Source organism: Pseudomonas sp. NFACC14 (genome assembly GCF_900106885.1).
Lineage (GTDB): Bacteria > Pseudomonadota > Gammaproteobacteria > Pseudomonadales > Pseudomonadaceae > Aquipseudomonas > Aquipseudomonas fluorescens_AA.
The window spans coordinates 90,427-107,088 of sequence record NZ_FNOA01000018.1; the positions used below are offsets into that span (position 1 = coordinate 90,427).

Below are 16,662 nucleotides of genomic sequence, written 5' to 3' on the forward strand. Positions count from 1 at the left end.
TGACGATCATGTCTTTGATTTACGTGACAAGCCCCATCCATCCCGATGTATTGCAAGCGCTTTCCGCTTTAGGCGAAGTTCGACTCGGCTATGGCGCAGACGCGATTACCTATGCAGACATCCAGCACCACGTAGACGCCGTATTTTTACGCGGTGGCCATATCTCTGCCGAGATGCTCGCTGCTTCCCCGAAGCTGCGTATCGTAGCTCGACACGGCGCGGGTTACGACAACGTCGACTACAAAGCCGCATCCGAATTGGGTGTGTGGGTAACTAACACGCCTGGCGCAAACAGGAGAAGTGTTGTGGAGCATGTGTTTGCTCTGCTGCTGGGTATTAGCCGCAAGATCCAACTGGCTACGGATCAGACTCGAAATAACATTTGGGCGGCAGATCGACTGTCCCTCACAGGCATTGAGCTTGAGGGTCGCACCTTGGGCTTGATCGGATTCGGCGACATCGGTCGTCATGTTGCGCCCGTTGCTGAAGCTTTCGGCATGAAGGTGCTGGCGACTGACCCCGCTTATGACTCGAGCTTTGATAAACGTTTGGTAGACCTCGATACCTTACTGTCCCAAGCAGACGTCGTGAGCCTCCACGTGCCTCTGCAGGCGGGCACTGAGAACCTCATTGGCGGGACTGAAATCGAGAAGATGAAAACAGGCGCCATCCTGATCAACACCAGCCGTGGTGGCGTGATCGATGAAGCGGCGGTTGCTGAAGCCCTGCGCAGCGGCAAGCTGGGGGGGGCGGGCGTCGACGTTCTGGCAGCGGAAAACACCGACATGATTACCCCGTTCAGTTGCAACACGTTCCCTGTTTCAGACCTACCCAACCTACTCGTCACGCCTCACGTTGCAGGACAAACCAATGAATCATTGCTGCGCGTTGGAATGAGCGCTGTAGAAGCAATTTCTGCAGTCTTGCGCGGTGAAGCGCCGCTGCACCCAGTCAACAAACCTGTCTCCAAGACGTTCAACTAACAGCGTTCCAAACGAGCCACCCCGAGGTCACCATGTTTATCAATGTATCTGATGAAAGCATCACCGTGAGCGAAGATTGGGAACGCGCATCCCTTGATGAAATTAAAGAGATATCGCATTACCCGGTCGCGCTAATTGGCGATGTTTTGCAGCGCATGGGAATGATGGCTTCCGCTATCCACCATGTTGCAGGAAAAGCCTCGTTCTACGGAACGGTATTACCTATCCTCACGTGGGAAGGTGACAACCTGGCCATCCACAGGGCATTGGACGATGCCAAGCCAGGTGATGTTCTTGTGATTAATGGCAATGGTGAAACTAACCGTGCTGTTTTTGGTGATCTGCTGGGTGAGGTTTGTCTTGCCCGCGAAGTCGCAGCTGTGGTCATCGACGGCGCAGTTCGAGATGTGGAGGAGCTGAGCGTCATGGGGCTGCCTACCTATGCGCGGGCTGTGAATCCAGCCGGCCCATCCAAGTACGGCCCGGGACAGGTCGGGGCGCCTGTCGCGTGCGGCAATGTAGTGTGCAACCCGGGCGACGCAATTTTGGGGGACAAAGACGGAATCATCGTTATCAGCCGCCACTTAGTTCCTTCGCTTGCCGACAAGCTCAAGATCCAAGATGGGATCGAGAATAGTTTTAGAGAGAAAGTCAGGGAGAGCATTCGCTGAGGTTCGTCGGCGATTGCAAGGGAGGTGTTATCAAGCCTCCCTTAGATGTCAATTGATCGTCCCAATATGCTCACGGGCATCGCACCTCCCCTACCGCCAACAAGTTAGTCAGCCAGATAAGCCGCATGCCGGTTGGAGTTTTTATCATGATCGCCCGGTTGCCTCCGTCCAAAAATCAAAGTGTAAATTACGACGAATTTCTTAAGCAGCTCACTATAGCGGGCTTCCGGGGAGATATCGCCCACAGCTATGGTCAGCGGATTGTGCTTGCAACAGACAACTCGATTTATCAGCGTCTACCTCAAGCTGCCGTATTCCCCGTAGATGCTAAGGACGTAGAAATTCTCGCGACCTTGGCGGCTGATCCCGAGCATCGGGCTGTTGTCTTGACACCACGAGGGGGCGGAACGGGAACCAATGGCCAGTCGCTGACCGATGGCATCGTCGTCGACCTGTCACGTCACTTGAACAGCATTCTTGAAATCAATGCTGAAGAGCGCTGGGTGCGCGTTCAAACTGGCGTGGTAAAAGATCAGTTAAATGCCGCGCTTAAACCCTACGGACTGTTCTTCGCGCCGGAATTGTCCACTTCCAACCGGGCAACGATTGGCGGCATGATCAACACTGACGCCAGTGGACAGGGAAGTTGCACCTACGGCAAAACCCGTGACCACGTGCTGGAGCTTTCTACGGTGTTGCTTGGCGGTGAATTACTCCACAGCGGCGTGGTGGGTAAAAGCACTCTGGCGCAGGAAACTGCGCGTCAGGATCGGATCGGTGAGGTTTATCGATGCGCTGTAGGCATTGCAGATAATCAGGCCGATCTGATTGAACGTACCTTTCCGAAATTGAACCGTTGCCTCACCGGCTATGACCTGGCGCACCTTCGCGAGCAGGGTGGCCGGCTCAACCTCAACAGTGTGCTGTGCGGCTCCGAAGGATCGCTGGGTTTCATTGTTGAAGCCAAACTCAACGTCTTGCCGATCCCGAAATATTCGATCCTGGTCAACGTCCGTTATGCAGGCTTTATGGACGCGTTGCGTGATGCAAAGGCGTTGATGCTACTCAGGCCATTATCGATTGAGACCGTGGACTCAAAAGTCCTGATGCTGGCGATGAAGGACATTGTCTGGCACGGCGTCGCCGAATACTTCCCAGAAGATCCAAGCACACCGACCTTGGGCATCAATCTCATTGAGTTCAGTGGCGACGACGAAGTCGCCGTCCAGCAAAGCGTTCATGACTTCGTCTTGCACCTGCAGCGCGATACGTCCGTGGTGCGGCTGGGCCACACGCTCGCCATTGGCGCCGATGCACTCAAGCGCGTCTATGCGATGCGTAAACGCGCGGTTGGGTTGTTGGGCAACGTCAAGGGTGAAGCCAGGCCGCAGCCCTTCGTTGAGGACACCGCTGTACCGCCGGAAAATCTTGCTGACTTCATTCAAGAGTTCCGCGCGCTGCTGGACAGCTATGAATTGCAGTACGGCATGTTCGGCCATGTCGACGCTGGTGTACTCCATGTACGACCGATTCTCGACATGAAAGACCCCGTCCAGGCAGCCCTGATCCGTCCCATTTCCGACGCGGTTGCAGCCTTAACTCAAAAGCACGGCGGCTTGCTGTGGGGCGAGCATGGTAAGGGATTGCGATCCCAATACGTGCCCGATTACTTTGGCGAACTTTACCCGGCCCTGCAGGAGTTGAAAGCGGCGTTCGACCCTTGGAATCAGCTCAACCCCGGTAAAATCGCAACACCGAAAACACGGCCTGACACGCGGCTGACACGCGTTGACGAAGTAACGTTACGCGGTGAGCTCGACCGCACCATTGATGAAAGGATTTGGCGCAGCTACGACACCGCATTGCACTGCAACGGGAACGGCGCGTGCTATAACTTCGATCCTGACGACGCCATGTGTCCGTCCTGGAAGGGCACGCGCAATCGGGTGCATTCACCTAAAGGACGTGCCTCGCTGATTCGCGAATGGCTGAGGCTGCAGGGCCAGCACGGTATTGATGCAGTGGCTGCCGGTAATCAAATACGATCAACCAGCAATGTCGCAGGCATCGCAAGACGAGCCGTGAACACAGTCGCCCAAAAGATGGGCCAGCAAGACTTTTCCCACGAAGTCTACGAGGCAATGGCTGGCTGCCTGGCGTGTAAATCCTGCGCAGGGCAATGCCCAGTCAAGGTCAATGTGCCCGAGTTCCGCTCACGGTTTCTAGAGCTGTATCACAGCCGCTATCTGCGCCCGCTGAAGGACTACCTGATCGGCTCGCTGGAATACACGATTCCCTACATCGCACGCTTCCCGCGTCTGTACAACTTCGTCATGGGTGCTAGCCCCGTCCGGCTGATCCTTGAGCATGTGGCCGGAATGGTCGATAGCCCTTTGCTCAGCATGACGGACTTTGACGCTGTATGCCGTCGATGGGGTGTTGAAATCGCCACCCCTGAACTTCTATTGACACTGGAGAATGAACAGCGCGCTCGCAGCGTAATCCTCGTCCAGGATGCTTTTACCCGTTACTTCGAAACCCCTGTGCTATCGGATTGGATCGAACTGGTCTCAAGGCTTGGCTACCGGGTTTACATTGCCCCCTTCGCGCCCAATGGGAAACCTCTTCAGGTGCAAGGTTTTGTAAAAGCGTTTGAAAAAGCAGCTCATTACAACAGCGAAGCTCTTGGTCAGCTTCAGCGCTACGAAATACCGCTTGTAGGACTCGATCCCGCGATGACGCTTGTGTATCGCCAGGAATATTCGAAGACACTGGGCGGCGATAAAGCACCCACCGTATTATTACCTCAGGAGTGGCTCGCCGGTGCGCTTCCACAGGCTCAATTTGTCAAAGACGCCGCCCCGTATTACTTCCTTCCCCACTGTACTGAAAAGACAAATGAGCCGAGCAGTATCGGCCTTTGGCAGCAAGTCTATGAGCGAATGGGGCTGAAACTGAACGTTCAAGCCAGCGGATGCTGCGGCATGTCTGGCACGTATGGACATGAGACACAGAACGCGAAGACTTCTGACATTATTTACGGTCAGTCTTGGAGCCCGCTGGTAGAAAAATTCAACCGTTCGGGGCGCCTGTTGGCGGATGGGTATTCTTGCCGTAGCCAAGTTAAACGAAAGGATGGTGTGACGATTTTGCACCCGTTGCAGGCTCTTCTCGCTGTCGTGCGGGAAGAAAGACACTAAGTTAACGCTATCATGTCATTCGTATGAGGCAATTCACCCGCATCTCTCATATGGGACGTAAGAAGGCCCTTTAAGGGCCCTCTTGTACTCAAACCAAAATCACTTGCTCAGCCAGGACTCAACAGTCGCGGCGCCATGCTTCGCTTTCCAATCTTTAAGCGTCTTGTGGTTACCGCCCTTGGTTTCGACGACTTCGCCAGTGTGCGGATTTTCATAAACCTTCATCTGGCGAGGTTTGCGGCTGCCGGCTTTGGAATCGACGGCTGGAGCGCGACGACCTGCTTGTGGATCTAGCAGATTGATCACATCCTTAAGGCTGTAGCCGTATTTTGCGAGCAAATCACGCAGCTTCGTTTCGAATTCGATTTCTTTCTTAAGGCCTGCGTCGCCCTTGAGGGCTTCGAGTGCTTGGAGCTGCTCGGCGAGGTGTTTTTCAAGCTGGCGGAATTCGGCAAGTTTCGACATGGAGCTTCCTAAACAATTGGTACTATCAATTCACCATAGAATAGACACTTGAATGAAGCAGAAGTATCAATATTTAAATTTTATAAGCTGTTCCGGCACCAAACCTCGAAAAGAGCTGGTTAACCGGCGCGAGCGGAGCGCGCAGGCTGGCACAGCCGAAGCGTGAAGGAAGTATGCCCGTAGGGCCGAGAAACGGTGGGGCGCGGATGGGTTTACGACAGCGTGCCCGCGCGAAGCGGCTCGCCAACCGAGGTAAGTCAGTCAGACCTTGCGGCTCGACGCAACACCACCACCGTCACCTTGATCTCAAACTCACAACAGTAGGCCGAGAGATCCCCGCCCTCCCGTTGAAATATCACTGCAAGATCCGAGGGGTCGGATGGTACTGCCCCTTGGTAGTACGCAAAAAATCACGCAAGCTGGCGCGGCCATTTTGGCGCTGAAATGTCGCTAAGACATAACGGCTATTCTCGGTCGTCATTACCCAGAACCTCCCCTCGCGTTCGACCTTCAACACGTCAGAAGTCCTGATCAGGTGACCATCTTCAAAACGCCCATACTGGTCTTTACGCTTGTGGCCAAACACCACACCGATGCCTGCGCGCGCCCGGATAGAAACTCCACAAAGGTAAGCGGTCACTGGTACGTCAAAGCCTTGTTCTTGGGCTTTAATGATTCGCTTGAGATCGAAATCTGTATGGCGTTTTCCGTGGAAATTCACATCTAGGGTGTCGAGCATTGTGGGCTCCGGTTGCGGTCTGTATGGAGTTATCAAGAATTGCACACGCGACCAGACGCGCTGGTATCGTGGGGGATTCTTGGAAAATTTCAGGCTGATCGAATCATGGTTTCGAGAAAAATTGGCCGGCAGTTCTGCAGTGACTGAATTTGAAAACCTGGTCGGTGTGAGTTGTGGTAAACAGCTCCACTGTCCACCTCGATCAGGCTGACCTCAAAGTCGCAATTATCATCACCAACAGTCACCTTAACGACGCGTTCCATACCCCAGCCATCGCAGTTATTCATCCAAGGGGGGGTGACCACTTGCACGTCGACTATCACTTCCCCTGCATTTTGCTGCACAAGCATTTGCTGCAGTCTGCGCTCACCTTCGATCATTCGCGTGAACTCAGTGCTTCGACCCTGCTCGCTGATTCGAACGGTCAGGTGATACCAGTGCGATCTGAGCACCCGTGACACGCCCTGCCAGTGCATCAAGCCTTCGCCAAACAATCCCGGAACGCCAATAGCGTCTGAGTCTTCGGTTCTGAACATCAGGTGCCTCAGTTTTCTGCGGACGCAAAGCAGCCCGGTTGGTTAATTCAAAATAGAGAGAAGATCTCTTTGATGGTTGCTGATTTGCGATGACCCGGCCCGAGCAGCACATAGACGCTATTCCGAGTTTCGAACAGAAAGCCGGCGTTGAACGCAGTGCCCATACTCGACCTGACCCAGTGGCCAGGTTCGAAACGTCTCTGCTCGTCATTCACGACCTTGTGGGCAAACATAAACATTGGTTGGCAGCCTGCGGCGGCTACTTTGGCTCGCTCTTCGTCGGTGACGATGGCATCTAGGACGATCCACTCCTCGACGACGCATAGGGGCATCCATTTGTAGCGCTTTCTGGCTGCATGCATCGCTGCCTCAAGACCGTGCTCAGAACCCATCAGGCTGACACCGGGATCGCCCAACAGACCGTCTTCGATGATCCCATCCACGGCCCAACCCCTCTCTGTCAATATTCAATAATTAGCGGCTGAGGCGTAATACCGCCACGACGACAAATATATCTGTTTGTGTGGCGGTAGGCAAATACGACATACCGTCTCTTTTTATTGGGATAGTGAAATGTCGCTGCGGAAATCTTATGCAGCAGTAGTTCAACTGCTTCGCACTCGGAAAGGCTTGTCTCAAGCAAAACTCGCGGGCTCGTTAACACAAGCCCACGTGAGCGAGCTAGAGCTCGGTAGAAGCTCAGCGACCATCGAAATGAGTGCCCGACTTGCCTCAGCGCTGAAAGTAGAGCCAATTACTTTGCTGGCACTCGCTGCTGCCTCCCATGAGAAGTGCACAGTGCGGGAAGCTCTCCTGGCTGCGCTGGCTGAGGCTGAATCCCTAGGGCTAGCGGACACTCTTCTGCCAACCGAACCACAAGTTATGGATCCGTCTAGAGTGTTGGAAGCCAAGAGAAAATGGTTGGCCGTGCAAGAGCTGAAGGCGAAAGGGCTCAGTCAGAGTGAGGCAGCGAAACATCTAGGGGTGCCTGAATCTACGTTGCGTCGGTTGTGGCATCAGACGCTTAAAGATTAAGGCTGGTGCGGCGTATGCATCAACTGGGCAATTAGCTAACTGAGAATCTTGCATTGGGAATCAGCAGCCCCACCAGGCTGGTGCCAAAATTCACGCTTTCAGGCGGCAGGAGCGAGGTAGATCTGAAAGGGCCAGCAAGGTCAGGATTTACTCCAGAGACGTGGTTTGCCAGACACCACAGCTCTCCCCTATCAATGTTGAGATCTTGCCTGCCCTGTCCATTTTTCTGGAAAAAGATGGACAGGTGCGATTGTCTGTAAGTGATTGTTTTTAAATATTTTCGAATGTCCATTTTAAGGCCCTCTCACGGGTGTCAATTTTCGACAAGACCATCGTCTCGATCCCGACCTGGCGGCTGATGTCCGAGTCGTTCAAGAACTGGCGCGGCATGCAGCAGTCCGGCGGGCGACGGATCAAGCGCAGCCTGTTCATTGACGCCAGCGGCGTGCGCTTCCTGCATGACGAGGAAGAACAGCGCCTGACCCAGGTGCGCCTGCTGACCGACTACATCGGCCGCAAGCAGGCCGAGCTCAAGGCCTGGAACGAGGCCCAGGGCAACGTGGCGGCGATGTCGGCCAACCGTCGGCGGATGACCAACCTGGGCACCTTCCGCGCCTACGCCCTGGCCTATTTGAAGAGTCACCCGGAGATCCAGCCGAACATGACCTGCATGGTCCGGCAGATGCAGACCACCGCCCAGGGTATCCCGCTGGAAATCTACTGCTTCACTCGCACCACTGCATGGACCGACTACGAACGCATCCAGGGGGATATTTTCGATTACCTGCTGGCGGTGATGCCGGAGTTCGGATTGAACCTGTACCAGCAGCCTAGCGGCATGGACTTGCGCTCGGGATTGTTGCCGGCGGTGTTGGGGGCGAGCTCAATGTCGGAGCCGCAGAAGCAGGTGATCTGAAACCACCACAGACCCCCTGTGGGAGCGAGCTTGCTCGCGATGACGGTGTATCAGAAACATAGTTGCTGACTGACACTCCGCCATCGCGAGCAAGCTCGCTCCCACAAAGGGTTTCAGTGTGCAGGCTGAGGTTGGCGGATCCCCAACCGACTGATCCACACCGCCGTCAATATCACCGCCCCACCCAGCAGCAACCGCCCCAAGGCCTCGTGCTGGTTCCAGATGAGCAGGTTCATCAGCAGCCCCACCGGCACGTGCAGGTTGTTCATCACCGCCAGCGTCCCGCCGTTGACCAGGCAGGCGCCTTTGTTCCACCAGTACAACCCCAGCGCGGTGGAAACCAGGCCGAGGAACACCAGCACGCCCCATTGCAACGGCGCTTCTGGCCAGAAATTGGCCTTGCCGAACAGCAGGAATGCCGGTAACGCCACCATCAACGCACCGAGATAGAAATAGCCGAAACGGCGGTAGTGCGGCAGGTCGCTCGGGTGACGGGCCACCAGGTGTTTGTAGAGCACCTGCCCGGCCGCGTAGGTGAAGTTGGCCAGTTGCAGCAGCAAGAAGCCCATGAAGAAATCCGGGTTGATCCGGTCGTAGCGAATCACCGCCGCGCCGGCCACGGCCACCAGCGCCGCGATCAACGCCCAGGGATTGAAGCGGCGGTTCAGCGCGTCTTCGATCAAGGTCACGTGTAAAGGCGTAAGGATGGTGAACAGCAGCACCTCGGGCACCGTCAATACTCGGAAGCTCAGGTACAGACAGACGTAGGTCACGCCGAACTGCAAGGCACCGATCAACAGCATGCCGCGCATGAACGACGGTTCGACCTGACGCCAGCGGGTCAGCGGGATGAACACCAGCCCGGCCAACAGGACCCGTACCAGTACAGCGAAGTAACTGTCCACATGCCCAGCCAGGTACTCGCCGATCAGGCTGAAGGAAAATGCCTGGATCAATGTCACAAAAAGTAGATAGCCCATATCGCCCCTCGTTTCGGATGGCGGCGAAGATAGCGGTTTTTGCCGGCTGCCGCTAACCGCGGTCGCCAGTCCAGGCAATGAGCCCTGTGGGAGCGAGCTTGCTCGCGATAGCGGGGTGTCAGTCAGCCGCTATGTCTATGATGCACCGCCATCGCGAGCAAGCTCGCTCCCACAGGGTTGTATGGCAGGCCTTGGAATCGCAGGCAAAAAAAAGCCCGATCTCGCTAAAGCGTTCAATCGGGCTGATGCACTCAGGAGCAATAAGTGCAAAGGGAGGTTCGATGCGCAAAACGGTTTGAAGGGAAGCGCCAGGTCACTAGACCACCTGGCGATTACCCGAGGATTAACGGATCAGGCGACCTGGGACAATTTGGCGTTGGCCTGATTCAGGCCCTTCTCCTGGAAATCGCCGCCCAGGTTCATGCCTTCGGCATGGATGAAGGTCACGTCGTGGATGCCGATGAAGCCCATGACTTGGCGCAGGTAGGGTTCCTGATGGTCGGTGCTGCCACCGGCGTGAATGCCGCCCCGGGCGGTGAGCACGAAGGCGCGCTTGTCGGCCAGCAGGCCCTGGGGGCCGGTGGGGGTGTACTTGAACGTCACGCCGGCACGCAGCACATGGTCGAGCCAGGCCTTCAAAGTGCTGGGAATGGCGAAGTTGTACATCGGTGCAGCCATCACCAGGACGTCGGCGGCCAGCAACTCATCGGTCAGTTGGTTCGAACGTTCCAGCGAGGCGTTTTCAATGTCGTTGCGCTGCTCGACAGGCTTCATCCAGCCACCCAGCAGATTGGCATCCAGATGCGGCACCGGGTTGATGGCCAGGTCGCGAACGGTGATGTCGTCGGCCGGGTGCGCAGCTTTCCACTGGCTGATGAAGGTCTGGGTCAGTTGACGGGAAACCGAGTCTTGCTGGCGGGCACTGCTTTCGATGATCAGAACGCGGGACATGGCTTGTAGGCTCCATCTGAGAATGTTGTCAGTCGATGGAGTGAAGGTTAAACGTGAGCATATCGATGAAAAAGCGCAAATAACTGCTGTAATACATCGATATTTTCGTTTATAAGCGGAGCAGGTACGATCACCTGCTCGCTGCGGGACTATTTAGGCTGACAGGTCAACTTGATGCGCAGCTTGATGATGTTGCGGTTGAACTTGGCCGTGGCGTTCTTGAACTTGCCGGCGGCGACTTCGATCTTGCGGGTGCGCGGTGCCTCGGGACCGTTGTTGAACACCACGGTGCAGGCCGCGTCGGTGCTGCCGTAATTGTTGACCTGGATAGAGCCGATGTCGGCATCGGTGTCATAGGCGGTGTAGTCGATACTCAGGCCGTTGAGGTGTTTTTCCACATCGATCGGGTAGGCAAACGCAGTCAGTGGCAGCAAGGCCAGCACCACACAACAGATTTTCTTCATTCGGCAGTCTCCACCAAGGGACCGCCAGCTTAGGACAAGAGGAGCCCGATATGAAAGCGCCCCGCGTGACCCTGGATCAATGGCGCACCCTGCAGGCGGTGGTCGACCACGGCGGTTTCGCCCAGGCCGCCGAAGTGCTGCATCGCTCCCAGTCATCCGTGAGCTACACGGTAGCCCGCATGCAGGATCAGCTCGGCGTGCCGTTGTTGCGCATCGACGGACGCAAGGCCGTGCTGACCGAAGCCGGCGGGGTGCTGCTGCGCCGCTCGCGGCAACTGGTGAAACAGGCCAGCCAACTGGAAGACCTGGCCCACCACATGGAACAGGGCTGGGAAGCGGAAGTGCGCCTGGTGGTCGACGCGGCCTACCCCAACGCCCGCCTCGTTCGCGCCTTGACCGCGTTCATGCCGCAAAGCCGTGGCTGCCGGGTGCGGCTGCGCGAAGAAGTGTTGTCGGGTGTCGAAGAAGTGCTGCTCGAAGGCGTGGCCGACCTGGCCATCAGCGGCTTCAGCATTCCCGGTTACCTGGGGGCGGAGTTGAGCGACGTGGAGTTCATCGCGGTGGCCCATCCCGAGCATGCCCTGCACCGCCTCAATCGCGAGCTGAACTTCCAGGACCTGGAAAGCCAGTTGCAAGTGGTCATCCGCGACTCCGGCCGCCAGCAGCCTCGCGACGTCGGCTGGCTCGGTGCCGAGCAGCGCTGGACCGTGGGCAGCCTGGCCACCGCCGCGAGTTTTGTCGGCAGCGGCCTGGGCTTCGCCTGGCTGCCCCGGCACATGATCGAACGGGAACTCAAGGAAGGCGTGCTCAAGCGTCTACCCTTGGAACAGGGAGGCAGCCGCAACTCGACCTTCTATCTTTTCTCGAACAAGGAAAAACCCCTGGGCCCGGCCACGCAAATCCTGATCGAATTGCTGCGCACCTTCGACACCGCGCCGCTGGATGCGCCGTTCGCCGCCCCTGAACAAGCCTGACAAGGATTTCGCCGATGGCCTATTTTGCACACGAAGGATGCGACCTGCACTACGAGGAATACGGCCACGGCACGCCCCTGGTGCTGGTCCATGGGCTGGGCTCCAGCACCCGCGACTGGGAAAAGCAGATCCCGGCATTGTCCGCCCGCTACCGCCTGATCGTGATGGATGTGCGCGGGCACGGCCGTTCCGACAAACCCCGCGAGCGCTACAGCATCAAAGGTTTCAGCGCCGACCTGAGCGCCCTGATCGATCACCTGGACCTGGGCCCGGTGCATTTGGTGGGCTGGTCCATGGGCGGCATGATCTGTTTCCAATTGGCGGTGGATGAGCCCGAACGGATCAGGAGCCTGTGCATCGTCAACAGCGCGCCGGAGGTCAAGGTCCGCACGCCCGACGACTGCTGGCAATGGTTCAAACGCTGGAGCCTGATGCGCATCCTCAGCCTGGAAACCATCGGCAAGGCCCTGGGCGCCAAGTTGTTTCCCAAGCCCGAGCAAACCGAGTTACGCCTGGAAATGGCCCGGCGCTGGGCAAAGAACGACAAACGTGCTTATCTCGCCAGCTTCGATGCAATCGTGGGGTGGGGCGTTCAGGAACGACTTTCACAGGTCGCCTGTCCAACCCTCGTCATCTGCGCCGACCACGACTACACCCCGGTGGCGCTGAAAGAAGCCTATGTAAAGCGGCTGCCCAATGCGCATCTGGTGGTCATCGCCGATTCACGGCACGCTACCCCGCTGGATCAACCCGAACGCTTCAACCAAACCCTGCTCGACTTTTTGACCGCAACCGATTCCACCACTCAGGATCTCTGACCCCATGCTGAAAAAAATCGCCCTTGCCGCCAGCACCGTACTGTTTGCCGCCAACCTGATGGCTGCGACTCCCGCCAAGGCCCCCCATGTATTGCTGGACACCACCAACGGCCAGATCGAAATCGAACTGGACCCGGTCAAGGCCCCCATCAGTACCAAGAACTTCCTCGAGTACGTGGACAGTGGTTTCTACAACAACACGATTTTCCACCGCGTGATCCCGGGCTTCATGGCCCAGGGCGGCGGCTTCACCACACAGATGCAACAGAAAGACACCAAGGCACCGATCAAGAACGAAGCCAGCAATGGCCTGCACAACGTTCGCGGCACCTTGTCGATGGCGCGCACGTCCAACCCGGACTCGGCCACCAGCCAGTTCTTCATCAACGTGGCCGACAACGCCTTCCTCGATCCGGGCCGTGACGCCGGCTATGCAGTGTTCGCCAAGGTGGTCAAGGGCATGGACGTGGTGGACATCATCGTCAACTCCCAGACCACCACCAAGCAAGGCATGCAAAACGTGCCGATCGACCCTGTGCTCATCAAGTCGGCCAAGCGCATCGACTGAAGCGGCACACGGCTAGCCTGGGCGGCGCGGTCATCCCGCATCGCCCATCAGCAAAAGGAGAGCCCCTGCCAGGGCATTTACAGATGGTTTTTCGCCGCTTCGAAACACTGATCGATATCTTCCGCGACGCCCCGAGTTCGGCCCCGCCGAACCGCGTCCTGCCCTTCTACACCTATTACCTGAAACAGGTCTGGCCCAGCTTCGTCGTGCTGCTGGTGGTTGGCCTGATCGGCGCGCTGATCGAAGTGGCGCTGTTCAGCTACCTTAGCCGCATCATCGACCTGACCCAAGGCACGCCCAACGTGGACTTCTTCAAGGTCCATGGCCTGGAGCTGGCCTGGATGGCCGTGGTGGCGCTGGTTTTCCGGCCGATCTTCGTGGCCCTGCACGACCTGCTGGTGCACCAGACCCTGAGCCCCGGCATGACCAGCCTGATCCGCTGGCAGAACCACAGCTACGTGCTCAAGCAGAGCCTGAATTTCTTCCAGAACGATTTCGCCGGGCGCATCGCCCAGCGCATCATGCAGACCGGCAACTCCCTGCGCGACTCGGCGGTCCAGGCGGTGGATGCCCTGTGGCACGTACTGATCTATGCCGTCAGTTCCCTGGTGCTGTTCGCCGAAGCCGACTGGCGCCTGATGATCCCGCTGCTGATGTGGATTGCCGCCTACATCGGCGCACTCTGCTATTTCGTGCCACGGGTCAAGGAGCGCTCGGTGGTGTCGTCCGATGCCCGCTCCAAACTCATGGGGCGGATCGTCGACGGCTACACCAACATCACCACCCTGAAGCTGTTCGCCCATACCAATTTCGAACAGCAATACGCCCGCGAAGCCATCCAGGAGCAGACCGAAAAAGCCCAGTTGGCCGGCCGCGTGGTGACCAGCATGGACGTGGTCATCACCAGCATGAACGGACTGCTGATCGTCGGCACCACCGCGCTGGCACTGTGGCTCTGGACCCAGTCGCTGATCAGCGTGGGCGCCATTGCCCTGGCGACCGGGCTGGTGATCCGCATCGTCAACATGTCCGGTTGGATCATGTGGGTGGTCAACGGCATCTTCGAAAACATCGGCATGGTCCAGGACGGCCTGCAGACCATCGCCCAGCCGGTCAGCGTCACCGACCGCGACCAGGCCAAGCCCCTGGCGGTGGCTCGCGGCGAGGTGCGTTTCGAGCATGTGGATTTCCACTATGGCAAGAAAAGCGGGGTCATCGGCGACCTCAACCTGACCATCGAGCCCGGTGAGAAAATCGGCCTGATCGGCCCGTCCGGCGCGGGTAAATCCACCTTGGTGAACCTGCTGCTGCGCCTCTATGACGTGCAAGGCGGGCGCATCCTCATCGACGGCCAGGACATCGCCGAAGTCGGCCAGGAAAGCCTGCGCGAGCGCATCGGCATGATCACCCAGGACACCTCGCTGCTGCATCGCTCGATTCGCGAAAACCTGCTCTACGGCAAACCCGACGCCACCGATGCGCAACTCTGGGAAGCCGTGCACAAGGCCCGGGCCGATGAATTCATCCCATTGCTGTCGGACGCCGAAGGCCGCACCGGCTTCGATGCCCATGTGGGTGAGCGCGGAGTGAAATTGTCCGGCGGCCAGCGCCAGCGCATCGCTATCGCGCGAGTGCTGCTCAAGGACGCGCCGATTCTGATCATGGACGAAGCGACGTCAGCGCTGGACTCGGAAGTCGAGGCGGCGATCCAGGAAAGCCTCGAGACCCTGATGCAAGGCAAGACCGTGATCGCCATCGCCCACCGCCTCTCCACCATCGCCCGGATGGACCGATTGGTGGTGCTGGAAAATGGCCGCATCGCCGAAACCGGCAGCCATGCCGAATTGCTGGCCCACGGTGGGTTGTATGCGCGGCTGTGGCAGCATCAGACGGGCGGGTTCGTGGGGATCGACTGAGCGGAGGGGATGGGTCAGGCCCTATGGATAAGGACCTGACTGGCTTACCTTACTGTGGCGAGGGGATTTATCCCCGCTGGGCTGCGAAGCAGCCCCAATACAGTTAACTCATTCGAGCCTGACACAACCGAGTGATCTGGTTCTAGGACTGCTTCGCAGTCCAGCGGGGATAAATCCCCTCGCCACAGGGTTCGGTGCCAATCCTGGGATATCAGCCCTGCCGATACGGCAGTGCCGCCCTGGCCTCTTCGGCGTACGCCAGCACCCCCTCCTGCTCGCGCACGAGAAAATCCGCCACCGCCGCTTTCAACCCCGGATGCCGCAAGTAATGCCACGACCGGGTAATCACCGGCTCGAACCCCCGAATCAATTTGTGCTCGCCCTGGGCGCCGGCATCGAAGCGCTGCAAGCCATGGGCAATCGCATAGTCCATGCCTTGATAGAAACAGGTCTCGAAGTGCAACCGGTCGAACTCCGCCAGGCAGCCCCAGTACCGTCCATAGAAGCTGTCGCCGCCCACCAGGCTGAACGCCATCGCCACCGGCCGTGAACCTTGCTTGGCCAGCACCACACGGATGGCCTCGGGCATGCGTTCGGCCAAGAGGCTGAAGAATGTCCGGGTCAAGTAGGGCGCCTGCCGTCGTATCGCGTAGGTGTTGGCGTAACAGGCGTAGACAAAATCCCACTGTGCCTCGTCCAACTGATGACCTTCGAGCCATTCGAACGCGATGCCCTGCCCCGCCACTTGTTCGCGTTCCTTGCGCATCTGCTTGCGCTTGCGGGAACTGAGGGCGTCGAGAAAATCCTGGAAGTCGCGATAACCGCGATTTTGCCAGTGATACTGGCAACCGATCCGCTGTAGCCAGCCTTCTTGCCCGGCAAGTGCCGTGTCAGTGAAGGCATCGGTGAAGTTGATGTGGGCACTGGAAAGCCCTTCGATTTCCAAGTATCCGGGCACGCTGCCCAGCAACTCCAGACCGTCCTCCACCCGCGCCGCCAACAGTCGCGGACCACTGACCGGACTGAACGGTACCGCCGTCAACAGCTTCGGGTAATAGTCGATGCCGGCGCGGGCGCAAGCGTCGGCCCAGCCGTGGTCGAACACGTATTCACCGTAGGAATGCCACTTGCGGTAACTGGGCAAGGCCGCCAACAGCTGACCGTTTTCAATGTGCAACAAATGCTCGGCTTGCCAACCGGATTGCGGCCCCAGGCTGGCGCTGTCTTCCAGGGTGCCAAGGAAGGCGTGGCGCAGGAAAGGCTGGTTGGCGGGCACCAACGCGTCCCACTCGTGCGGCGCGATGGCGGACAGGCTGTCCAAGACGTGAAGCGGCATGCGATTCCTCGAGAGCCAGACGACGGATGGAACGAGTATCGCCGATCCTGACCGAGCGCACATAAAAAAACCCCGCCAGGGGCGGGGTTGAAAAGGAGCATTAACGGATG

17 protein-coding genes and 1 pseudogene are annotated in these 16,662 nt (G+C 57.9%); 9 read left to right on the forward strand and 9 right to left on the reverse strand.

The features are described 5' to 3' along the window. The first annotated feature begins 8 nt into the window (after positions 1 to 8). From BLU85_RS22800 to BLU85_RS22810, 3 genes are all read left to right on the forward strand, one after another. On the forward strand, positions 9 to 983 hold the full coding sequence (locus tag BLU85_RS22800; RefSeq protein ID WP_092204631.1) for a hydroxyacid dehydrogenase: 975 nt from the start codon (positions 9 to 11) through the stop codon (positions 981 to 983). Between the two features lie 32 nt (positions 984 to 1,015). Continuing rightward, a complete protein-coding gene (locus BLU85_RS22805; protein ID WP_092204632.1) occupies positions 1,016 to 1,654 on the forward strand; it encodes an RraA family protein in 639 nt (212 codons plus the stop codon). A gap of 146 nt (positions 1,655 to 1,800) precedes the next feature. After that, positions 1,801 to 4,854 carry a D-2-hydroxyglutarate dehydrogenase YdiJ gene (locus BLU85_RS22810; RefSeq protein WP_092204633.1) on the forward strand — a complete coding sequence of 1,018 codons (3,054 nt, stop codon included), beginning with the start codon at positions 1,801 to 1,803 and terminating at the stop codon, positions 4,852 to 4,854. A 99-nt stretch (positions 4,855 to 4,953) separates the two neighbouring features. Here BLU85_RS22810 and BLU85_RS22815 read toward each other — a convergent pair whose 3' ends face one another. From BLU85_RS22815 to BLU85_RS22830, 4 genes are all read right to left on the reverse strand, one after another. Then, positions 4,954 to 5,319, reverse strand: a complete 366-nt coding sequence (locus tag BLU85_RS22815; protein ID WP_092204634.1) for a histone-like nucleoid-structuring protein, MvaT/MvaU family — start codon at positions 5,317 to 5,319, stop codon at positions 4,954 to 4,956. A 355-nt stretch (positions 5,320 to 5,674) separates the two neighbouring features. Next, positions 5,675 to 6,058, reverse strand: coding sequence for a hypothetical protein (locus tag BLU85_RS22820; RefSeq protein ID WP_092204635.1), 384 nt, complete (start codon positions 6,056 to 6,058; stop codon positions 5,675 to 5,677). An 89-nt stretch (positions 6,059 to 6,147) separates the two neighbouring features. Next, complete coding sequence (locus BLU85_RS22825; RefSeq protein WP_092204636.1) at positions 6,148 to 6,594, reverse strand: hypothetical protein; 447 nt, start codon at positions 6,592 to 6,594, stop codon at positions 6,148 to 6,150. A 47-nt stretch (positions 6,595 to 6,641) separates the two neighbouring features. Continuing rightward, a complete protein-coding gene (locus BLU85_RS22830) occupies positions 6,642 to 7,037 on the reverse strand; it encodes a DUF6957 family protein (RefSeq protein ID WP_170847656.1) in 396 nt (131 codons plus the stop codon). Positions 7,038 to 7,167: 130 nt separating this feature from the next. Here BLU85_RS22830 and BLU85_RS22835 point away from each other — a divergent pair, with 130 nt between their 5' ends. Continuing rightward, positions 7,168 to 7,629, forward strand: a complete 462-nt coding sequence (locus tag BLU85_RS22835) for a helix-turn-helix domain-containing protein (RefSeq protein WP_092204637.1) — start codon at positions 7,168 to 7,170, stop codon at positions 7,627 to 7,629. A gap of 31 nt (positions 7,630 to 7,660) precedes the next feature. On the opposite strand, the gene BLU85_RS30790 is transcribed toward BLU85_RS22835, so the two are convergent. Further along, positions 7,661 to 7,921 (reverse strand): hypothetical protein, encoded by a 261-nt coding sequence (locus BLU85_RS30790; RefSeq protein ID WP_139208036.1) that lies wholly within the window; start codon positions 7,919 to 7,921, stop codon positions 7,661 to 7,663. A gap of 15 nt (positions 7,922 to 7,936) precedes the next feature. Here BLU85_RS30790 and BLU85_RS22840 point away from each other — a divergent pair. Further along, positions 7,937 to 8,545: pseudogene (locus tag BLU85_RS22840) on the forward strand (mechanosensitive ion channel family protein); the annotation flags it as partial. 113 nt (positions 8,546 to 8,658) lie between these two features. Here the strand turns inward: BLU85_RS22840 and BLU85_RS22845 are convergent. The 3 genes from BLU85_RS22845 to BLU85_RS22855 all read right to left on the reverse strand — a co-directional run bounded on the left by BLU85_RS22845 (position 8,659) and on the right by BLU85_RS22855 (position 10,940). After that, positions 8,659 to 9,525: a carboxylate/amino acid/amine transporter gene (locus tag BLU85_RS22845; protein WP_092204639.1), complete on the reverse strand. Its 867-nt coding sequence runs from the start codon at positions 9,523 to 9,525 to the stop codon at positions 8,659 to 8,661. Between the two features lie 351 nt (positions 9,526 to 9,876). Beyond that, positions 9,877 to 10,476 (reverse strand): FMN-dependent NADH-azoreductase, encoded by a 600-nt coding sequence (locus tag BLU85_RS22850; protein ID WP_092204640.1) that lies wholly within the window; start codon positions 10,474 to 10,476, stop codon positions 9,877 to 9,879. A 149-nt stretch (positions 10,477 to 10,625) separates the two neighbouring features. Beyond that, entirely contained in the window at positions 10,626 to 10,940 is a 315-nt protein-coding gene (locus BLU85_RS22855) for a hypothetical protein (RefSeq protein ID WP_060738712.1), read from the reverse strand. Between the two features lie 50 nt (positions 10,941 to 10,990). Here BLU85_RS22855 and BLU85_RS22860 point away from each other — a divergent pair, with 50 nt between their 5' ends. From BLU85_RS22860 to BLU85_RS22875, 4 genes are all read left to right on the forward strand, one after another. After that, a complete protein-coding gene (locus BLU85_RS22860) occupies positions 10,991 to 11,914 on the forward strand; it encodes a PA3225 family LysR-type transcriptional regulator (RefSeq protein WP_060738713.1) in 924 nt (307 codons plus the stop codon). A 14-nt stretch (positions 11,915 to 11,928) separates the two neighbouring features. Then, the gene (locus tag BLU85_RS22865; protein WP_092204641.1) at positions 11,929 to 12,732 is read left to right on the forward strand and encodes an alpha/beta fold hydrolase; all 804 of its coding nucleotides are present in this window, start codon (positions 11,929 to 11,931) and stop codon (positions 12,730 to 12,732) included. 4 nt (positions 12,733 to 12,736) lie between these two features. Further along, positions 12,737 to 13,300 (forward strand): peptidylprolyl isomerase, encoded by a 564-nt coding sequence (locus BLU85_RS22870; RefSeq protein WP_092204642.1) that lies wholly within the window; start codon positions 12,737 to 12,739, stop codon positions 13,298 to 13,300. Positions 13,301 to 13,383: 83 nt separating this feature from the next. Next, positions 13,384 to 15,216 carry an ABC transporter ATP-binding protein gene (locus BLU85_RS22875; RefSeq protein ID WP_092204643.1) on the forward strand — a complete coding sequence of 611 codons (1,833 nt, stop codon included), beginning with the start codon at positions 13,384 to 13,386 and terminating at the stop codon, positions 15,214 to 15,216. 211 nt (positions 15,217 to 15,427) lie between these two features. Here BLU85_RS22875 and BLU85_RS22880 read toward each other — a convergent pair whose 3' ends face one another. Beyond that, positions 15,428 to 16,552 carry a GNAT family N-acetyltransferase gene (locus tag BLU85_RS22880; protein WP_092204644.1) on the reverse strand — a complete coding sequence of 375 codons (1,125 nt, stop codon included), beginning with the start codon at positions 16,550 to 16,552 and terminating at the stop codon, positions 15,428 to 15,430. Positions 16,553 to 16,662 lie beyond the last annotated feature (110 nt).